This window comes from Oxynema mangrovii CENA135 (assembly GCF_016632315.1).
Lineage (GTDB): Bacteria > Cyanobacteriota > Cyanobacteriia > Cyanobacteriales > Laspinemataceae > Oxynema > Oxynema aestuarii.
In genome coordinates, this window is sequence record NZ_JAEOXH010000001.1 from 1,302,036 (window position 1) to 1,320,014 (window position 17,979).

The 17,979-nt window shown below is 53.0% G+C and carries 15 protein-coding genes; 6 read left to right on the forward strand and 9 right to left on the reverse strand.

Features of this window, described 5'->3' with window-relative positions:
- Positions 1 to 157 precede the first annotated feature (157 nt).
- Positions 158 to 1,324, forward strand: coding sequence for an IscS subfamily cysteine desulfurase (locus JJD41_RS05065; RefSeq protein WP_200667083.1), 1,167 nt, complete (start codon positions 158 to 160; stop codon positions 1,322 to 1,324).
- Between the two features lie 40 nt (positions 1,325 to 1,364).
- On the opposite strand, the gene JJD41_RS05070 is transcribed toward JJD41_RS05065, so the two are convergent.
- Positions 1,365 to 2,552 carry a glycosyltransferase family 4 protein gene (locus tag JJD41_RS05070; protein ID WP_200664993.1) on the reverse strand — a complete coding sequence of 396 codons (1,188 nt, stop codon included), beginning with the start codon at positions 2,550 to 2,552 and terminating at the stop codon, positions 1,365 to 1,367.
- 186 nt (positions 2,553 to 2,738) lie between these two features.
- Positions 2,739 to 4,526, reverse strand: coding sequence for a DUF2079 domain-containing protein (locus tag JJD41_RS05075; RefSeq protein ID WP_200664994.1), 1,788 nt, complete (start codon positions 4,524 to 4,526; stop codon positions 2,739 to 2,741).
- A gap of 291 nt (positions 4,527 to 4,817) precedes the next feature.
- Here JJD41_RS05075 and JJD41_RS05080 point away from each other — a divergent pair, with 291 nt between their 5' ends.
- The gene (locus JJD41_RS05080) at positions 4,818 to 5,990 is read left to right on the forward strand and encodes a histidine kinase (RefSeq protein ID WP_200664995.1); all 1,173 of its coding nucleotides are present in this window, start codon (positions 4,818 to 4,820) and stop codon (positions 5,988 to 5,990) included.
- Positions 5,991 to 6,076: 86 nt separating this feature from the next.
- Here the strand turns inward: JJD41_RS05080 and JJD41_RS05085 are convergent, their stop codons facing one another.
- From JJD41_RS05085 to petB, 3 genes are all read right to left on the reverse strand, one after another.
- On the reverse strand, positions 6,077 to 6,496 hold the full coding sequence (locus JJD41_RS05085; RefSeq protein WP_200664996.1) for an ATP-binding protein: 420 nt from the start codon (positions 6,494 to 6,496) through the stop codon (positions 6,077 to 6,079).
- Between the two features lie 565 nt (positions 6,497 to 7,061).
- The gene (petD, locus tag JJD41_RS05090) at positions 7,062 to 7,544 is read right to left on the reverse strand and encodes a cytochrome b6-f complex subunit IV (RefSeq protein WP_200664997.1); all 483 of its coding nucleotides are present in this window, start codon (positions 7,542 to 7,544) and stop codon (positions 7,062 to 7,064) included.
- A gap of 545 nt (positions 7,545 to 8,089) precedes the next feature.
- Complete coding sequence (petB, locus tag JJD41_RS05095; protein WP_168569071.1) at positions 8,090 to 8,758, reverse strand: cytochrome b6; 669 nt, start codon at positions 8,756 to 8,758, stop codon at positions 8,090 to 8,092.
- Positions 8,759 to 8,996: 238 nt separating this feature from the next.
- On the opposite strand from petB, the gene ctpA reads away from it, so the two are divergent.
- Positions 8,997 to 10,235, forward strand: a complete 1,239-nt coding sequence (gene ctpA / locus JJD41_RS05100) for a carboxyl-terminal processing protease CtpA (RefSeq protein WP_200667085.1) — start codon at positions 8,997 to 8,999, stop codon at positions 10,233 to 10,235.
- Positions 10,236 to 10,338: 103 nt separating this feature from the next.
- The gene (locus tag JJD41_RS05105; protein ID WP_200664998.1) at positions 10,339 to 11,079 is read left to right on the forward strand and encodes a tetratricopeptide repeat protein; all 741 of its coding nucleotides are present in this window, start codon (positions 10,339 to 10,341) and stop codon (positions 11,077 to 11,079) included.
- An 8-nt stretch (positions 11,080 to 11,087) separates the two neighbouring features.
- Here the strand turns inward: JJD41_RS05105 and JJD41_RS05110 are convergent, their stop codons facing one another.
- Together JJD41_RS05110 and psaM are read right to left on the reverse strand one after the other, a co-directional pair.
- Complete coding sequence (locus JJD41_RS05110) at positions 11,088 to 11,510, reverse strand: slr1601 family putative cell division protein (RefSeq protein WP_200664999.1); 423 nt, start codon at positions 11,508 to 11,510, stop codon at positions 11,088 to 11,090.
- A 220-nt stretch (positions 11,511 to 11,730) separates the two neighbouring features.
- A complete protein-coding gene (gene psaM, locus JJD41_RS05115) occupies positions 11,731 to 11,826 on the reverse strand; it encodes a photosystem I reaction center subunit XII (RefSeq protein WP_200665000.1) in 96 nt (31 codons plus the stop codon).
- 407 nt (positions 11,827 to 12,233) lie between these two features.
- Between psaM and JJD41_RS05120 the strand changes: the two genes are divergently transcribed.
- Positions 12,234 to 12,974 (forward strand): TerC family protein, encoded by a 741-nt coding sequence (locus JJD41_RS05120; protein WP_200665001.1) that lies wholly within the window; start codon positions 12,234 to 12,236, stop codon positions 12,972 to 12,974.
- Between the two features lie 35 nt (positions 12,975 to 13,009).
- Here JJD41_RS05120 and ndk read toward each other — a convergent pair whose 3' ends face one another.
- Positions 13,010 to 13,459, reverse strand: coding sequence for a nucleoside-diphosphate kinase (gene ndk, locus JJD41_RS05125; protein WP_200665002.1), 450 nt, complete (start codon positions 13,457 to 13,459; stop codon positions 13,010 to 13,012).
- 164 nt (positions 13,460 to 13,623) lie between these two features.
- On the opposite strand from ndk, the gene speA reads away from it, so the two are divergent.
- Complete coding sequence (speA, locus tag JJD41_RS05130) at positions 13,624 to 15,621, forward strand: biosynthetic arginine decarboxylase (protein ID WP_200667087.1); 1,998 nt, start codon at positions 13,624 to 13,626, stop codon at positions 15,619 to 15,621.
- 125 nt (positions 15,622 to 15,746) lie between these two features.
- Here speA and JJD41_RS05135 read toward each other — a convergent pair whose 3' ends face one another.
- Positions 15,747 to 17,828, reverse strand: coding sequence for a prolyl oligopeptidase family serine peptidase (locus tag JJD41_RS05135; protein ID WP_200665003.1), 2,082 nt, complete (start codon positions 17,826 to 17,828; stop codon positions 15,747 to 15,749).
- Between the last annotated feature and the right edge of the window lie 151 nt (positions 17,829 to 17,979).

Consider the following 17,979-nt stretch of genomic DNA (forward strand, 5'->3'; position numbering starts at 1 on the left):
CCTAGGTTCCGCAAGCATCGGTCAGCCATTGTACAATCGAAGGGATCGCAGCAGCGACGAGCGATCGCCCCATCCTGTCTCGTCTCTACCGGGCGATCGCCGTGCTTTCCCCTGTTGCTGTAGCAAATTTCTGTGTAAAAAGCTCGCTTCTATCTTTATGTCCGCTCGCCCGATTTATCTCGACTCCCACGCCACCACGCCGACAGACGAGCGCGTGCTTCAGGCGATGCTTCCTTACTTTAGCGAATACTTCGGCAATCCCGCCAGTATCACCCACCAATACGGCTGGGAAGCCGAAGCTGCCGTCAAACAAGCTCGCGAAACCCTCGCTCGGGCGATCGGCGCCACCCCGGAAGAAATCGTCTTTACCAGTGGCGCCACCGAAGCCAATAATCTCGCCCTCAAAGGTGTCGCCGAAGCCTACTTTCAAAAAGGACAGCACCTCATTTCCGTCCAAACCGAACATAACGCCGTCCTCGACCCCTGTCGCTATCTCGAATCCCTCGGCTTCTCGGTTACCTATCTCCCCGTTCGCGACGACGGAATACTCGATCTCGACCGACTGCGAGACGCTTTTCGCCCCGATACGATCCTCGTCTCCGTGATGGCCGCCAATAACGAAATTGGCGTTTTACAGCCCTTGACAAAAATTGGAGAATATTGTAAAGAGCGGGGGGTGATTTTCCACACCGACGCCGCCCAAGCCTTGGGCAAAATTCCCTTAGACGTGGAAGCGATGCACGTCGATTTGATGTCCCTGACGGCCCACAAACTTTACGGCCCGAAAGGAATTGGCGCCCTGTACGTGCGGCGGCGCAATCCCCGGGTCAAACTGGCGCCGCAAATTCACGGCGGCGGACACGAACGGGGATTGCGATCGGGGACGTTGTACGCCCCGCAGATCGTCGGTTTCGGCAAAGCGGTAGAGATTGCCCTCGCGGAGATCGACGGCGAAACCCGGCGATTGCGAGATCTGCGATCGCGCCTCTGGGAAAAACTCTCGACCCTCGGCGATATTTACCTGAACGGACATCCGAGCGATCGCCTCCCCGGCAACCTCAACGTCAGCATCGCCGGAGTAGACGGACAAGCCTTATTACTCGGTTTGCAACCCGTCGTCGCCGTTTCCTCCGGTTCCGCCTGCACCTCCGCCAAAATCGAACCCTCCCACGTCCTCGCCGCCTTGGGGCGATCGCCCGAACTCGCCTACGCCTCGATCCGCTTCGGGATCGGACGCTTCAACACCGAAGCCGAAATCGATCGCGTCGCCGAGCACACGATCGCCACGGTGCGATCGTTGAGGGAAGTGGCGTTGAAATTTTAGAGTTGAGGATTGCTAGATCCCGAGTCCCTACTCCCCTCGATTACCACTCCACCTGCGATCGCTCCTCGATCGCCCTTTGGTAAACCGCCTCCGTTTGCTTGGCGATCGTTGCCCAATCGAAACGTCGCGGCAAATCCTCATAGGCATTATCAATCAACCACTGCCCGTATTCCGGATTTCGTAAAACCTCCAAAATGCCCCAGGCTAACGAGTCCGGGTTATTCGTTTGCGTGACGATCCCCGTTTTCGTATGTTGGACCACCTCCGGCAATCCTCCCGTATCCGAGACCACCACCGGAACCCGGGCCGCAAAGCTTTCGAGGACGACAATCCCAAACGGTTCGTACAAACTGGGAAACACCGCACAATTGGCGATCGCCTGGAAGCGATCGAGATCTTCGTCAGACAGAAACCCGGTAAAGTAGCACTTATCCCAAATTCCCAAATCCCACGCCAACCGCTTGAGGTGGTCCGTATTGCCCCCGCCAATAATCACAAACTTGACTTGACCGTTCATTTGGGCCAAGACCTTCGGCGCCGCATTGAGTAGAACGGACACCCCTTTTTCGTAACTCATCCGCCCCACATAATAGACCAACTGTTCGCCATCGCTGGCAAACCGACGGCGGAACGCCACCGCGTCAAACTCTTCGCGGCGGGGTTTTTTCGACGCCCGAATCCCGTTATAAATCACGTCGATTTTATCGGCGGGAATCCCCAAAACGCGCTGGACTTCATCGCGCATGTAGTGACTGCACACGATCGTCCGCCAGGAATTAAAGCCTAACTCCCCTTCTTTAGACGAGATGTAGCGGTGTTCGCTGGTGTACAAGCCGTTGTAACGTCCGTATTCCGTGGCGTGAATCGTGGCAATCAGAGGAATTTTAAACAAGTGCTTGAGGGCGATCGCCGCATCCCCCACCAGCCAATCGTGGGCGTGAATCAAGTCGAACGGGCCGAGTTCGAGCATCAATTGACCCCCGTGACGCCCTTTCGCTTCGTTCATATTGACGACCCAATGGAAGAAATCGTGACCGTCTGCCACGGGAAGCCGATGAATGTGGATGCCTTCGACCATCTCGTAAGCCGGGGCGTTCCCAAAGGCGACGGTAATCAAATGGATCGAATGACCGAGTTTGACTAATTCGGGATAGAGTTCGGCAACGTGACGGGCAATTCCCCCGATAATACGCGGCGGAAATTCCCAACTGAGAACGAGGATTTTCATCGGGCGATCGTGCAGTCCTTTGCAAAGTCCATGAGTGATTCATCTCTAATTTTAGAAAGTTTGGCGACAGTGCTAACGCTCAAAAGGATATTCACGAAGACCCTAGAGTAAGGCGCTAGAGTGGGGACTGTCCCTTTTTCCCGATTCAGGCGGGTTCGATGCCCGCCCTACGGGGTTCGCGACCGCTCAATCTTCCCGATCCAAAATCGGTTCCACCCGTTGGCGATAAACTTGCCATCGTGCGATCGCTTCCGGATCGGACTCGGCCCCGCGCTTGAGGAAAATCACCCCATCTTTAAAGCCGACCAGGCCATAAACGCCGTCGGCGACGACGCGATCGACGACGGGAATCATGGCTTTGAAACGATGCAAGTCATTGTCAAAAGCGGGTAAATATTGCTCGACTTGCCACAGGTCGGCGATCGCGTAATCGGTTTGAATCACGACCCCCGCATCATTTCGCAGCTCTAATGCCGGAAAACGCACGATTTCGCGGCGCGAGGACAGGTGCGGCACGATGTACGTCGTGGCGGACACGCTCGCATCGGGGGGGATTTTTTGCAGAAATTCGCGGATCGCAGCGCTATGTTGCCACTGACGGGGTAAGGAGACGTAAACCCACGGATCGATCGAGTCGGGAATCAAAAAATAGAGGGTGCGATTGGGGTTGGAGGTCATCGAAAACAAGATCGACAGACACAAACAACCGATCCAAAAGCGCCGCACGGACAATTCGAGCAGGTGAGGGCGTTTTTCCCACCACGTCAACCCCCGTTGACAAAGGGGCGAGACGACGGGAAAAATCCATCGGATCCAGAAGGGGCGTTGTTTTTGCGGATCTTCGCCGCGATCGATGCCTTTCGATAAACCGCGCGCGATCAGTTCGCGAACGGGGGCATCGAGCAGGTGTTGGCGAGGAGCCCACCAGAGGATCGTTCCGTAGCACAAGCCGGGAACGACGGCCATCGCGTAGCGGATGTTAATGGCGAGGGCGGATTTACCCCGTTGCAGGAAGATTTGCAGTAAGGGAAAACCCGCGATCGCCCATGAAGCGGGGGCGATCGCCGGAATGAAGGCAAAGGGCAGCCACTGCCCCAGAAAATAGCGAATTTTCCCCGTAATCGGCGTTACCAATTCCACCAACACCAACCACGGTTTACTGACGAAGGCCCATAGCAGTTCTAAGGTCGTCGCTTCGTCGCTTTCCACATATTGACCGAAGCGTTCGATCGTGAAACGGCGGGATACGTCTTCGGAAAATAAGGGCATGATTAAGTTGGTCAGCCCCAAGATATAGCCAAAACTGAGAATGCACGTGGCGATCCCCGCACGGGGGAAACGCTGGCTCAGTGCCATGTAAACGCCGACGCCGAACAAGGTGACTCCGCCATCTTCGCGCACGGCGAGAATGCACGCCGCCATCGCCCAAAATAAAACCCACCAGCGTTTTTCCATTGCCAAGAGCAAGGTAAATACGAATAAGGGAATTTGGCAGTTATCCGCAAAGTTAGACAGGGTCGGACCGATAATCGCATTGGCGGCGTAGTAGCTGGCTGTAATCATTGCCGCAACCGGGCGATCGAGGTATTCTCGCGCCAGCAAGTACAGCACTAACCCCCCTGCGGTGACCAGAACGACTTGCAAGACCGTGAGCGTCGCTGCCGTCGGAAATAAGGCATAAATCGGCAGCCAGAGTAACAAAGCTGGGGTAAAATGTTGCCCCAGGCGATGGTATGAAACTTCTGGGAATTCTCCATCGTGAACCACGTTGGTCGAAAGGGTGGAAGACAGGGAACTTTGAAAAAAGTTGCCGTGGAGTCCGTTCCAAAACACTTGATTGAAAATTCCCTGATCGAAGGAAGCGTAAAAAGTGTAGTAGCGATGGAGTGTCAGGGTTAAGGTCAATACAAAAAAGGCGATCGCCGCCCCCCATACCCATCTCAATCCCGGATTTTTCTCTGAATTGGACAACATTAGTGATTCGCGCTCAATGCAATCTGTAGTGATGTTTGGGTCATTCAACTGGACTTAAAACGCAAAGATCCTTGCAATCGTGGCTTGTTCGCCTTTCCCCTTCCACTTGGAACCGCTCCGTTGTTTTGGGGGAGACGACCATTAAGGATCGATCTCGAAAAAGGCACGATCGACAGACTCTAGAAAGGTTAACTTATAAATATAAAGAAAAACCAAAGACCGACTCTCCTATCCCGGATCGCCTTCCTCGCCCAGACGCTGCGATCTTTATCGATCTAGCCCCGAGATTGCATGAGCGTATCTATTGAACATCCCGCCAATACTCTCGAATCCCCTTTACAACTGCTGTTGTTCGTCGATCGCCGTCCGAGTTCCCGCGAGCATATCCGGCGGATTCGCAGTTATCTCAAAGCCGTCGAGACCGATCCTCCCTTCGATTTACAAGTGATCGACGTGGCGGAACAGCCTTATTTGGCAGAACATTTTAAATTGGTGGCGACTCCTGCATTAATTAAAATTCATCCGGAACCGAGAGAAACTCTAGCGGGCACGAATTTAGTGCCACAATTGGAAAAATGCTGGCCGCGATGGCAACGTGCGGTCGCCGAGTATCTCAATCAAAGGGCTCCCCTGGAATCAGAGTCTGAGAATTCGAGCGAGAATAACCATCACTCTTGGGGGTATTCCGCCGAACTGATCCGTCTGTCGGACGAAATTTTTCGTTTGAAACAGGAGAACGAAGACCTCAGCCAACAATTGCAATTTAAAGATCGTTTGATTACGATGTTGGCTCACGATTTGCGCAATCCCCTCACGGCAACTTCGATCGCCCTGGAAACGTTAGACAATCATTGTTGTTCCGAACAAGCGGATGTCGCGACGAACCCTAAATTAGTCGCTCGCTTGATCGGTCACGCACGCAATCAAACTCGCTTGATCGAACAAATGATTTCGGATTTGTTGCAAGCGGAGCGATCGCATAAGTCCGATTTTCGCATTCATCCTCAAAAGCTCGATCTCAACGCTCTTTGTCATCGGGTCATCGGCGATCTCGACGACTTATTTCGCTCCAAATCCCAACAAATTGAAACCGACATTCCCAGCGATCTCCCCCCGGTCTATGCCGATGGCGAACGCATCCGGCAAGTGTTAGTTAATTTGCTCGACAATGCGATTAAATATACCCCGGAAGAGGGCAAAATTGAAATTGCAATCCTTCACCGCACGACGCAAAAGGTTCAAGTGAGTATTTTTGATAACGGTCCGGGAATTCCTAGCGAAAATCAATCCCATATTTTTGAAGATCGTTTTCGTCTCAAACGAGACCAAAATCTAGACGGTTACGGGATCGGTCTGAGTTTGTGCAAGCGGTTGATAGTGGCGCATTACGGTCAAATTTGGGTGGATTCTTCCCTGAATAAAGGCAGTGCTTTTCACTTTACTTTACCCGTTTACCGTCGTTGACAGGAGGGTTTGCACGGTGGAATCCCGGGCGATCGCCTCACGAGTTGGGCGTCGGTCGCTATGCTTTCAAATCTAAAATCTAAAATCTATTTTTCTTTAACAATACACAAACAATTGCGCCCGTCCGAACAGCGTTCGTAAATAACGCGATCGGCCAAACGTCGGAGTAAAAACCAACCGTAACCGCCTTCTTGTAAGGTTCCTGGAAGGGGTTCGGGTAAAGCATCGGGGTTAAACGGTTCGCCGCGATCCCAAATCCGCATTTCGAGGCGATCGTCCCATAAGGTCATCTCAATGTCAATCGGCGTGGCGAGGGGCAATTCTTCGTGAGCGTGGCGGACGGCATTGGTAAAGCCTTCGGTGAGGGCTAATTTCAGGGAATAAAGTTGGTTTTCAGACCAATACCGTTGAAAATTATGTTGAAAGCAGAATCGATCGAACCACTGCTGCACCTTCGTTAAGACAGTTAGATCGCTCTCAACTGTCAGATACTCTTGCTTCAACATTGCCCAGTTCGTTTACCGATGGGGTGATGAGGTGTTAACCATTTTAGATTTTAGATTTTAGATCTTAAGTTTTGGACTTTTTTATTATTTGAATGATAACAAGATCCGGTAGATTTAGAAAATTTTAGAGGTTTTAACAGAGGATTTTTGAGAAATATCTTAATTTTTTAAGAGGGATAAAATAGGCGATCGCCTTCGATTGTAGCGGCACTTTAAGGATCTGGGGTTCCCGTTTCCCGGGACGATTCTGCTTTGCAGACGCTGCGCGATCGCCCGGTCGAATCGGGGGGGATTCGGGAGCGATCGCCCCCAGCTTTACCCAATACTTAAATGATATGGGATCGATCCTCAAAAATTAGTAAACTTTTTGTAAACCCAGCATTCAAGTTTTAAAAATCCTCATGTTTCTCTTCGAGACTCTAAAACCCAAAACCCAAAATCTAAAATCTAAAATCTAAAATTGCCACACCGCGCCCAAAAAGCGACGCCTGCCGAGGATCCCCAAGCGAATGTCAATCCGTTTGGAAAACCTCACAGGCGTCGCCAGTAAAGCCCCGTTTTGTATTTAGAACAAACCGAGGGTCAGAGATTCGGCGATCGGGAAAGTCGCGCCAATTCCCAACCAGAGGGTGACTGCGGTTCCGAACATGAACACGGCAGTGGCCACCGGACGACGGAAGGGATTTTGAAACTTGTTCACGCTTTCAATAAAAGGAACGAAAATTAAACCCAGGGGAATCCCCGCCATCATGGCAATCCCCAACAACTTGTTAGGGACGATGCGCAGGATTTGGAAAACGGGCCACAAATACCATTCTGGGAGAATTTCCAACGGAGTCGCGAAGGGGTCGGCAGGTTCTCCTACCATTGCGGGGTCGAGAACCGCCAAGCCGACGCACAGGGCGATCGTTCCCAAAATCACGACCGGGAAAACATAAAGCAGGTCGTTAGGCCAAGCGGGTTCGCCATAGTAATTATGGCCCATCCCCTTCGCTAACTTGGCGCGCAGCTTCGGATCGCTCAGATCCGGCTTTTTCAAAATAGACATAGTTAAGAGTCCTCTCCTGATTTGAAAATCGGTAGGCGCGAGCGAGGAGTGTCGCTCCCGGTACCTTGACACTCCCCAACCTAAAGGTACGGGGATTCTCGCTTCATCGGGAGTCCGACGACTTTCCCCTCGGCGAGCTTCTTGACCGCGTGCCCCACGGCTGCAAAAGTTGTTTCAAGTGTGCCGCCCATGGCGAGCCAGGTTCTGCCGTTTGGCTGCGAGAGGCTGGGTTGCGGATCGTCTTAATTCTATCCAAAAGCCGTTCCAGAAAGACGGGGCTTGTATTCCATTATTTTTGGTCTTCGAACCCCGACAGACCGACTTGGCAGGCGGTTTCCTTTCCCCAGAGTCCCCGATGCTCCTCTATTCTCTAGTCGATCGCTAGCTACGGCTACGGGTTGCTGATTTCATCGCGATCGTAGGGCTTTGCCCTTCCCGCCGGGTGAGGAATCGACAAGGGCGGGGGATCCATGTATCCCGAGGCTCACCTTGGAGGTAGAGCGCGGAACCGATCGCCCCCCGAACTCCCCCATTTCCTTAACGGTTTACAACGGACCGGAAATCCCTTGTTTGCGGATCATCAAGAAGTGCAGCAACATGAACACGGCAATCAGCCAAGGCAGGACGAAGGTGTGCAGACTGTAATAGCGAGTCAACGTCCCTTGACCGACGCTGGTGCCGCCGCGCATCAACTCGACAATCGTCGAACCGACCACCGGAATGGCTTCGGGAACGCCAGAGACGATTTTAACGGCCCAATAGCCAATTTGATCCCAGGGTAAAGAATATCCGGTTACGCCGAAAGACACGGTAATCACGGCGAGAATCACCCCAGTCACCCAGGTCAGTTCGCGAGGTTTTTTGAAACCCCCCGTCAGGTAGACCCGGAACACGTGCAGGATCATCATCAAGACCATCATGCTCGCAGACCAGCGATGGATCGAGCGAATCAGCCAACCGAAGTTGACTTCGGTCATGATGTATTGAACGGAAGCAAAAGCTTCGGTCACCGTGGGCCGATAGTAGAAAGTCATAGCGAATCCAGTAGCGAACTGGATTAAGAAGCAAACCAGGGTAATCCCGCCCAAGCAATAGAAAATGTTAACGTGAGGCGGGACGTACTTGCTGGAGATGTCATCAGCGATCGCCTGAACTTCTAAGCGTTCTTCAAACCACTGATAGACTTTGGAGTTAGATACCTCTTTTGAAAACATGAACGAAGCGTTCCGAAAGAATATTAGCCGTCGATCAAAAATGTAACATAGTCTAAACAAGGTTTTCATAAATCCCAGCCAGCCGCATCGATCCCGGGGTGGGAGAGCGCCGAGGGGAGAGACCTTTGGGGAGCGCCGACCGTCGGCGATCGCGCGTTTCCGTGGCTGCCGTTTTTGCGGCTCGTTCTCCTTCACCGGACGGCAGATGAGTATGTTTGAGACTTCGACCGTAGGTAATATGTACAAACGAGTTTTCTCCGTTGCTTTCGTCTTCGTGCTACAACTGGCTATCGCTTTCGGCTGTTGGGTCGCTCCGGCAGCAGCTCTAAGCGAAGACCAAAATTTATTCATGCAAGTTTGGCGAATTGTCAATCAAGCGTATGTAGACGAATCTTTCAACCATCAAAATTGGTGGTTTGTCCGTCAAAATGCCCTGAAACATCCGTTTAGAAATCGGGAGGAAACCTACGAGGCGATCGAAAAAATGCTCGCCCGTCTCGACGATCCGTTTACCCGCTTTTTAAGGCCCGAACAATATCGCAGTTTGCAAGTCAATACCTCGGGAGAATTGACCGGAATTGGGTTGCAAATTGCCCTGGATGGGGAAACGGGAACGATTGAAGTGGTCGCGCCGATCGACGGCTCTCCGGCTGAAGCTGCCGGGTTACAACCGCGCGATCGCATTGTGGAAATTGACGGGGTGTCCACCGTCGGTCTGACCCTCGACGAAGCGGCGGCGAAAATGCGTGGTCCGATCGGCACGACGGTGACCCTGACCGTGAACCGGGGAAGCGAGGCGGCGACGGAATCGGTGGCTTTGGTGCGCGATCGCATCGCCCTCAATCCGGTGGTGGCGGACCTAAAAACCACTCCCGACGGTCTCAAGGTCGGTTACATCCGTTTGAGTCAATTTAATGCCAACGCGACGGAAGAAGTCGGACGGGCGATCGAAGAGCTGGAAAATCGCGGCGTCAACGGCTACGTTCTCGACTTGAGGAACAATCCCGGGGGACTGCTGCAAGCGGGGGTCGAAATCGCCCGCCTGTGGCTCGATCGCGGCACGATCGTCTACACGGTGAACCGCCAGGGCATTCTCGGTAGTTTTGACGCTACGGGACAAGCCCTCACCGACGCCCCCCTGGTGGTTCTAGTCAATCAAGGGACGGCGAGCGCCAGCGAAATTCTCGCCGGAGCCTTGCAAGATAACGGGCGCGCTCAGTTGGTCGGCGAAAAAACTTTTGGTAAGGGGTTGATTCAATCTCTGTTCGACCTCGCCGACGGTTCGGGGGTGGCGGTGACCGTCGCGAAATACGAAACGCCAAATCACCACGATATCAACAAGTTGGGCATCGTTCCCGATGTGGTGGTCGCGGCGGAGGCGATCGGTCGTAACGGACTGGCGACGGAAGCGGACAATCAATATCGAGCGGCGATCGCGCGCTTGAGCGAACAAGTGGTGGTCGCCAACGCGCCCTAAATGCTCTCGCCAGCGATCCGCTTGTTAAAGTGACACATCTCTGGCTCTCAAGGCACGAGAGAGGTCTTAGGCTGATTTCAGTGACTCAAAAGAGGAATCCGTCATGTCCGTTTCTCGTGCCAACCCTTGCTGTCCGATCGATTCATTTGCCAACACCGAGACCTGTTCCCTCCGGTCTAGGATCGAGATCGGGAGCGCACGACGGGGAGATCCCCCCGCCGAACCGGGAGGGTCGATCGCCGAAGCACGCGCCCGTGCTGCCCGTTGCGCTCGCCAGGGAGAGTACGATGCGGCGATCGCCGCCTTGAACGGCGCGATCGCCTCGGGTTCCCCCCAGGCGATGGATTACAACAATCGCGGCTTGATGTATTTCTATCGCGGCGATCTCGAGGCGGCGATCGCCGATTTCAACCGGGCCCTCGATCTCGACGAGCATCTGTCTCAGGCTTACAACAACCGAGGCAACGCTTACGCCCGTCAGGGATTGCTCGTCGAAGCCCTGATCGATTACGATCGCGCTCTCGACCTCGATCCGTTCAACGGACGGGCCTGGATCAACCAAGGGATGACCTTGCGCGACTTGGAAATTTACGAACTGGCTTTAGAAAGTTTCGATTTTGCCCTAGCCCTGGGCGAACAGGCGGCGATCGCCTACGCCGAACGCGGTCGCACTTACCACGAATTAGGAGATTGGAACGCGGCGATCGCCGACTACCGCCGCAGTCAAGCGGTCCTCGATCTCGACCCTTCCCTCGACGAGGGCGATCGCCGTCGCCGTTCCCGCCAGCTCGACCGAGCTTTAAGTCAACTGCTGCCCCCCCAGCCCCCCGGGGACGAAGGATGAAGCGTCGCTCACGGGGTCGCCAGATCGGAAGCCGATTCCGCCACACTTTCGGTTTCCGGTTGTTTCCAAATAATCTGTATTTCCGTCGGATCGACCTTGTAGCTTTGCTCTTCCATTAAATTTGCCGTTTGTTCCGGGGAGAAATAACGACTGAAATCCGCTTGCAGGCGATCGACCCGACGGTTCGTCGTTTTAACTTCCGCGCGAATCTCGTCGAGTTTTTCCTGCTGGGTTTCTTGATACGGCACTAATTTAACTAAAGTGGAGACCGCCACCACGGAAACGAGCAACTGAACCGCTAATTTAGTCGTGACTTCCACGGCGATCGCCCGATGGGGATGGCGTCGTGACGGTTGGCGACGCGGACGACGTTTGGACTGACGCCCTTCAATCGGAACGAGCGGGGGTCTGGGAGGTTGGATGGCGTTCATGATCTTGAAATTCCGTGCGGATCCCGAAAAATACGAATCTTTTCGCGAAGGAGAGCGTTGAATTGAGTGGGGTTGAAGAGCATTCCTCTGAAAACTGCTCGATCGCCCGACTGTAGCGCGAGGACGAGGGGCGAGATGGCGAGCGGGGGAAGATACCTGCCGCGATCGTTCGAGGTCTGGAGCGATCGCGGCAGGCATCAGGCACGATGACGCCCCGACTCTACTTGTAGAGTTCGGTCGCCAAGCGGAAAGCTAAGATGCCCGGCAGCAGGGCAATGACCAAGGCGGTCAAGACTTGAGCTTCAGAAAGTCCCATATGTTAAACCTCCTAAAATAAGAGCGAATTCTTATCCAATTTCCGGTATATCGTCCATTTCTGGAAGAACTTGTTACAAGATGCAATATAAATCGATAAGATTCAAGTCCCCCGATCGATCCCCAGGACGGGAACCGAGGCGATCGCCCCCGCTCTTCCCTTAAGCTTCAACGGGATACAATCGAGTCATGGCAAGGGATTGCCAGACGCTCCCGCCCTGGCGATCCCCAAAAATCTCCCCCGGCTCGATCGAGCCATCGATCGGGTAGCGAGAACAGTTATCCTAGAACAAGGTTAAGCTCGCCGATCCCTCGGGCGTCCTCGGCCTTCGAGCGCCCGCGACAACCCGTTTCGGTTTTGAGGAGCTGCCGCATCGAAGAGCAAAAAATTTTGTCAAAATATCGTTAATGGTCAGCCAATTTTTAGACTTTTACCCCAACGACCTAGGATTTCATACATTTCTCTTATTGGCAATCTTGGTTGCCTTAGAAGGCGTCTTGTCTGCAGATAACGCGATCGCCTTAGCCTCGATCGCCCAAGGATTGCCCGACAGCAAGCGACAACGGCAAGCCCTCGATATCGGCTTGATCGCCGCTTTCGTCCTGCGTATGACCCTGATCGTCATGGCGACGTGGGTGATCCGCTACTGGCAATTCGAGTTAATGGGTGCCTTGTACCTGTTGTGGTTGGTGTTTCAGTATTTCACCTCCGCCGAAGACGAAGAAGGACACCATCACGGTCCGCGCTACACGTCCCTGTGGCAGACCATCCCCCTGATTGCCATGACCGACTTGGCCTTTTCCCTCGATAGCGTCACCGCCGCGATCGCCATTTCCGAGCAAACCTGGATTATTTTAACCGGAGCCACGATCGGGATTATCGCCTTGCGGTTTATGGCAGAATTGTTCATCCAGTGGTTGAAAATTTATACCCATCTCGAAGATGCGGGCTATATTACCGTCGGTTTTATCGGGTTGCGCCTGCTCTTGCGGGTGGTGGACGAGCAGATCGTTCCCCCGGAATGGCTGACTGTCATCGTGGTGATCGCCTTGTTTATTTGGGGCTTTTCCGAACGTCGTCTCGAAGAACCCGAGGCGGACGCGGAAGCGGAGGCGATCGCCGAAAGCGAACGATCCGGAGAGACTTAGAACGCCGGACCGTTCGATCGAAAGCGGTGGTTACCCTACTCGTAGAGCCAACGGTGACTACTTTCTTCCCAAGACACGAGTTCTTCCTCTTTAAACCAAAGGGCGATCTCGCGTTGGGCCGTTTCGACCGCATCGGAACCGTGGATCAAGTTGCGACCGACGCTGATGCCGAAATCGCCCCGGATCGTTCCGGGTTCGGCACTCAGGGGATTGGTGGCGCCGATCAGCTTGCGAGCGGAAGCGACCACCCCTTCACCTTCCCAAACCATGGCCACGACGGGGCTGGAGGTGATGAAGTTCACCAAGCTGGAGAAAAAGGGTTTTTCTCGGTGGACGTCGTAATGCTGTTCGGCGAGTTCGCGGCTGACACTCATGACTTTAAGACCGACGAGTTTAAAGCCTTTGCTTTCAAAGCGACCGACGATCTCGCCGACGAGTCTGCGCTGAACTCCATCGGGTTTGATAGCGATAAAGGTACGTTCCACAACGATCTCCTACAACTGGATCTGAGCATACAGAACCCAGATTATCTCAGAATTTGGCGTTTCGGAGGGGAATCGTCGAGTCCGACTGGGCCGTGGCGCGATCGCCCGAACCAATAAGCTAAACTTTGTACTCGACAGCTTACCAGGGAGGTCAAGGGACGCGCATGGGTTTAGAGCCGATACGAGAAGAGACCGACACCGTGGCCGATCGCCGAGCCACCAACGAATCCGGGGTGGCGCAGGACGATCGCCCGGCGGCGAAAGACGTAGCGCCGTCGTGGACGATCGAGCAGAGCGAAGAACTCTATCGGATTAAAGGATGGGGAGAACCATATTTTTCCATTAATGCGGCGGGACACGCGATCGTTTCGCCGAAAGGGGAACGCGGCGGGTCGTTGGACCTGTACGAGTTGGTGCAGGCCCTCAAGTTGCGCGATCTGGGATTGCCGTTGCTGATTCGCTTTTCCGATATTTTGGAAGACCGGATCGAGCGGCTCAATGCCTGTTTTGCCAAGGCGATCGCCCGCTACAAGTATCCCGGAAGTTATCGCGGGGTGTTTCCGATCAAGTGCAACCAACAGCGACATTTGATCGAGGATTTGGTGCGTTTTGGCGAACCCTATCAATTCGGTCTCGAAGCCGGATCGAAACCGGAGTTGGCGATCGCCTTGGCGACGTTGAAGACCCCGGGAGCGTTGCTGATTTGTAATGGGTATAAAGACCGAGCCTATATCGAAACGGCGATGTTAGCCCGACGCTTGGGCCAAACGGCGATCGTCGTCCTCGAACAGGTGGAAGAGGTGCAGATCGCCATCGACGCGGCGCGATCGCTCGGAATCGATCCGGTCTTGGGAGTGCGCGCCAAACTGACGAGCAAGGGAATCGGACGCTGGGGCGGTTCCTCGGGCGATCGCGCCAAATTCGGGCTGACGATTCCCGAGATCGTACAGGCGATCGAGCAGTTGGAAGCGGCGAACATGCTCCACTGTTTGCAACTGCTGCATTTCCATATCGGTTCTCAGATTTCCTCGATTAGCGTGATTAAAGACGCCATCCGCGAAGCGAGTCAGATTTACGTGTCTTTGGCCCAATCCGGGGCGCAGATGAAATATCTCGATGTCGGCGGCGGTTTGGCGGTGGACTACGACGGGTCGAAAACCAATTTCCACGCCTCGAAAAACTACAACATGCAGAATTATGCCAACGATATCGTGGCCGAGGTGAAAGAAGCCTGTCAAGAGCGCGATCTTCCCGTACCGACGTTGATTAGCGAAAGCGGACGGGCGATCGCCTCCCATCAGTCCGTGTTGGTGTTTGACGTCCTCGGAACGAGCGAAGTCTGCACGGATCTGCCCGAACCGACTCAGGAGAAGGAACACCTGATCTTACGCAATCTTTACGAAACCTATCGGGCGATCGGAGTCGAAAACTATCAGGAAGCCTATCACGATGCCATCCAGTTTAAGGAAGAAGCAATTAGCTTGTTCAATTTCGGCTATTTGAGCTTGCGCGAACGCGCCAGGGCCGAGCAGTTGTATTGGGCCTGTTGTCGTAAAATTCAGGCGATCGTCGGCGAACAGGAATACGTTCCCGACGATTTGGAAGATCTCGAAAAAATTATGGCGTCGATCTATTACGTCAATCTCTCCGTATTCCAATCGGCCCCGGATAGTTGGGCGATCGACCAGCTCTTCCCGATCGTCCCCCTACACCGGCTCGACGAACAACCGACGATCCGCGCGACCCTCGCCGATCTCACTTGCGATAGCGACGGCAAAATCGACCGTTTTATCGACCTGCTCGACGTCAAATCTTTACTGGAGTTACACCCGCTCCACCCCGGCGAACCGTATTATTTGGGGATGTTTCTCGGGGGCGCCTATCAGGAAATTATGGGCAACCTCCATAACTTATTCGGCGATACCAATACGGTGCATATCAAGTTAACCCCGAAGGGGTATCAAATCGAACACGTAGTCAAAGGAGATTCGGTCACCGAAGTCCTCGGTTACGTCCAGTACGACGCCGAAGATTTAGTCGAAAGCATTCGCAAGCAAACAGAACAAGCGTTGCAAGAAGGAACGATTACCTTGCAAGAATCCCAACGGCTATTGCGAAATTACGAACAAAGTCTGAGCGGCTATACCTACTTAAATCCCTGACGAGCCAGTCCCTGGGAACGGAAACTGCTCGATCGGGAAATATAGTTCTCACGAAAGCTATTTTCGACCCGTGCGCTCGATCGCCGATCGAGCGCGCGCTTTGAGAACGATCGCCCGACAAACAGCTAGGCTTTTGCCGTGTTAAAGTCTACAGAAATATCGAGAATTTTGACGAGAAACCCCCATTTATCTGCTATTTCATCGATAATTTTAGCCGTCGGTTTTCCCGCCCCATGTCCCGCTTTTGTTTCGATCCGAATTAAGACCGGATGGGGGCCATCGTGGGCCGCTTGTAACGCAGCAGCAAACTTAAAACTATGGGCGGGAACCACGCGATCGTCCCGATCTGCCGTCGTAATTAAAGTCGCGGGATAAGCGGTGCCGGATTCGAGATTGTGTAAGGGAGAATACGCATATAAAGCTTTAAATTCTTCTGGATTTTCCGGAGAACCAAAATCCGAACACCAGGCCCAACCGATGGTAAATTTATGGAAACGTAACATATCCATCACGCCAACGGCGGGTAAGGCGGCGGCGAATAAATCCGGGCGTTGCGTCATGCAGGCGCCGACTAATAAACCCCCATTACTCCCTCCGGCGATCGCCAATTTTTCAGTCGAAGTATAGCGATTTTCAATTAACCATTCCGCCGCCGCAATGAAGTCGTCAAATACATTTTGTTTGTTTAACTTTGTCCCCGCTTGGTGCCAGTCTTCCCCGTATTCGCCGCCGCCGCGTAAATTAGGAATGGCTAAAATTCCCCCCACTTCCATCCACACTAGCTGACTGACGGAAAAAGTCGGCGTTAGGGAGACATTGAATCCGCCATAACCGTATAAATACGTCGGATTGTTGCTGTTGCGATCGACCCCTTTTTTGTGGGTGACAAACATCGGAATGCGAGTGCCATCTTTACTGTGGTAAAAGACTTGCTCGATCGCGTAATCTTCGGGATTAAAATCGACGGTAGGCTGACGATAAATCGTACTTTCACCCGCGACCATATCGTAGCGATAAATCGTCGTCGGTGTCGTGAAGCTGGTGAAGCTGTAAAAGGTTTCCGTATCGCTACGTTTGCCGCCAAAACCCCCTACAGAACCGACGCCGGGTAATTCGACTTCGCGCACGAAAGTTCCGTCGAGATTAAAGATTTTAATTTGACTGCGGGCATCTTTCAGATATTCGGTGACGAAACAGTGATTGAGAACCCCAGTTCCTTCTAGGGTTTCTTCCGCTTCGGCAATAATTTGCGATCGCGTTCCCGTATCGATATCGATCGCGATAATCCGTCCTCGGGGGGCGTCGAGATCGGTTTGAAACCAGAAGCGGCGATCGTCATTATCAATAAAGCTATAACTGGCTTCAAAGTTTTGAATTAATTCGACCACTTGAGCATCTGGGTCGGTCAAGTCTTTATAAAAGACTAAATTTTTCGGATCGGTTCCTTTCCAGACACTAATAATTAAATACTTTCCATCCTCGGTGACGCCTCCACTAAATCCCCACTCTTTCTCGTCGGGGCGTTCGTAGATGAGAACGTCTTCGGATTGGGGAGTACCCAAGCGATGGTAGTAGAGTTTTTGGTAGTAGTTGACACTTTCAAATTGAGTTTTTTCGTCGGGTTCGTCGTAGCGACTGTAGAAAAACCCTAGATGGTCGTGAGTCCAGGACGCGCCGGAAAATTTAATCCATTTTAAACGATCCGAGAGATCTTCGCCGCGATCGATCTCCAAAACGCGCCATTCTTGCCAATCCGAACCGGAACTAGATAATCCGTAGGCCATATAACGGGCATTTTCGCTAATGGCAATTCCCGAAAGGGCGACAGTTCCATCTTCGGAAAGGGTATTTGGATCGAGCAGAACGCGCGGTTCGCCGTCGAGAGATTCGAGGACGTAGAGAACGCTTTGATTTTGGAGTCCGTCGTTTTTAAAATAAAAATATCGGTGGGCTTTTTTGAAGGGAGTTCCGTATTTTTCGTAGTTCCACAGTTGGGTGAGACGGTCTTTAATGCGCTGGGTTTCGGGGATAGATTCGAGATAGGAAAATGTAACTTTATTTTGGGCTTCTACCCAAGCTTTTGTTTCGTCGGACTCGGGATCTTCGAGCCAACGGTAGGGGTCGGGGACGACGGTTCCGTGGTAGTTATCGACAATATCGCTTTGGCGGGTTTGGGGATAGTTGAGACGGTTTTGCGGGTCGGACATTTTTGAAAGTTTCTCACAGCATTTCTCAGTGTATCTTATTTTTTTGAGGGGATTGGGGATCGCCTTTGCCGATCCGGGGAGGCGGCGGGGATGACGATTCTCCTGATTGTTTTGGAGTTGGTTTTGGAGTCGCTAAGCGCAAGGCGCGATC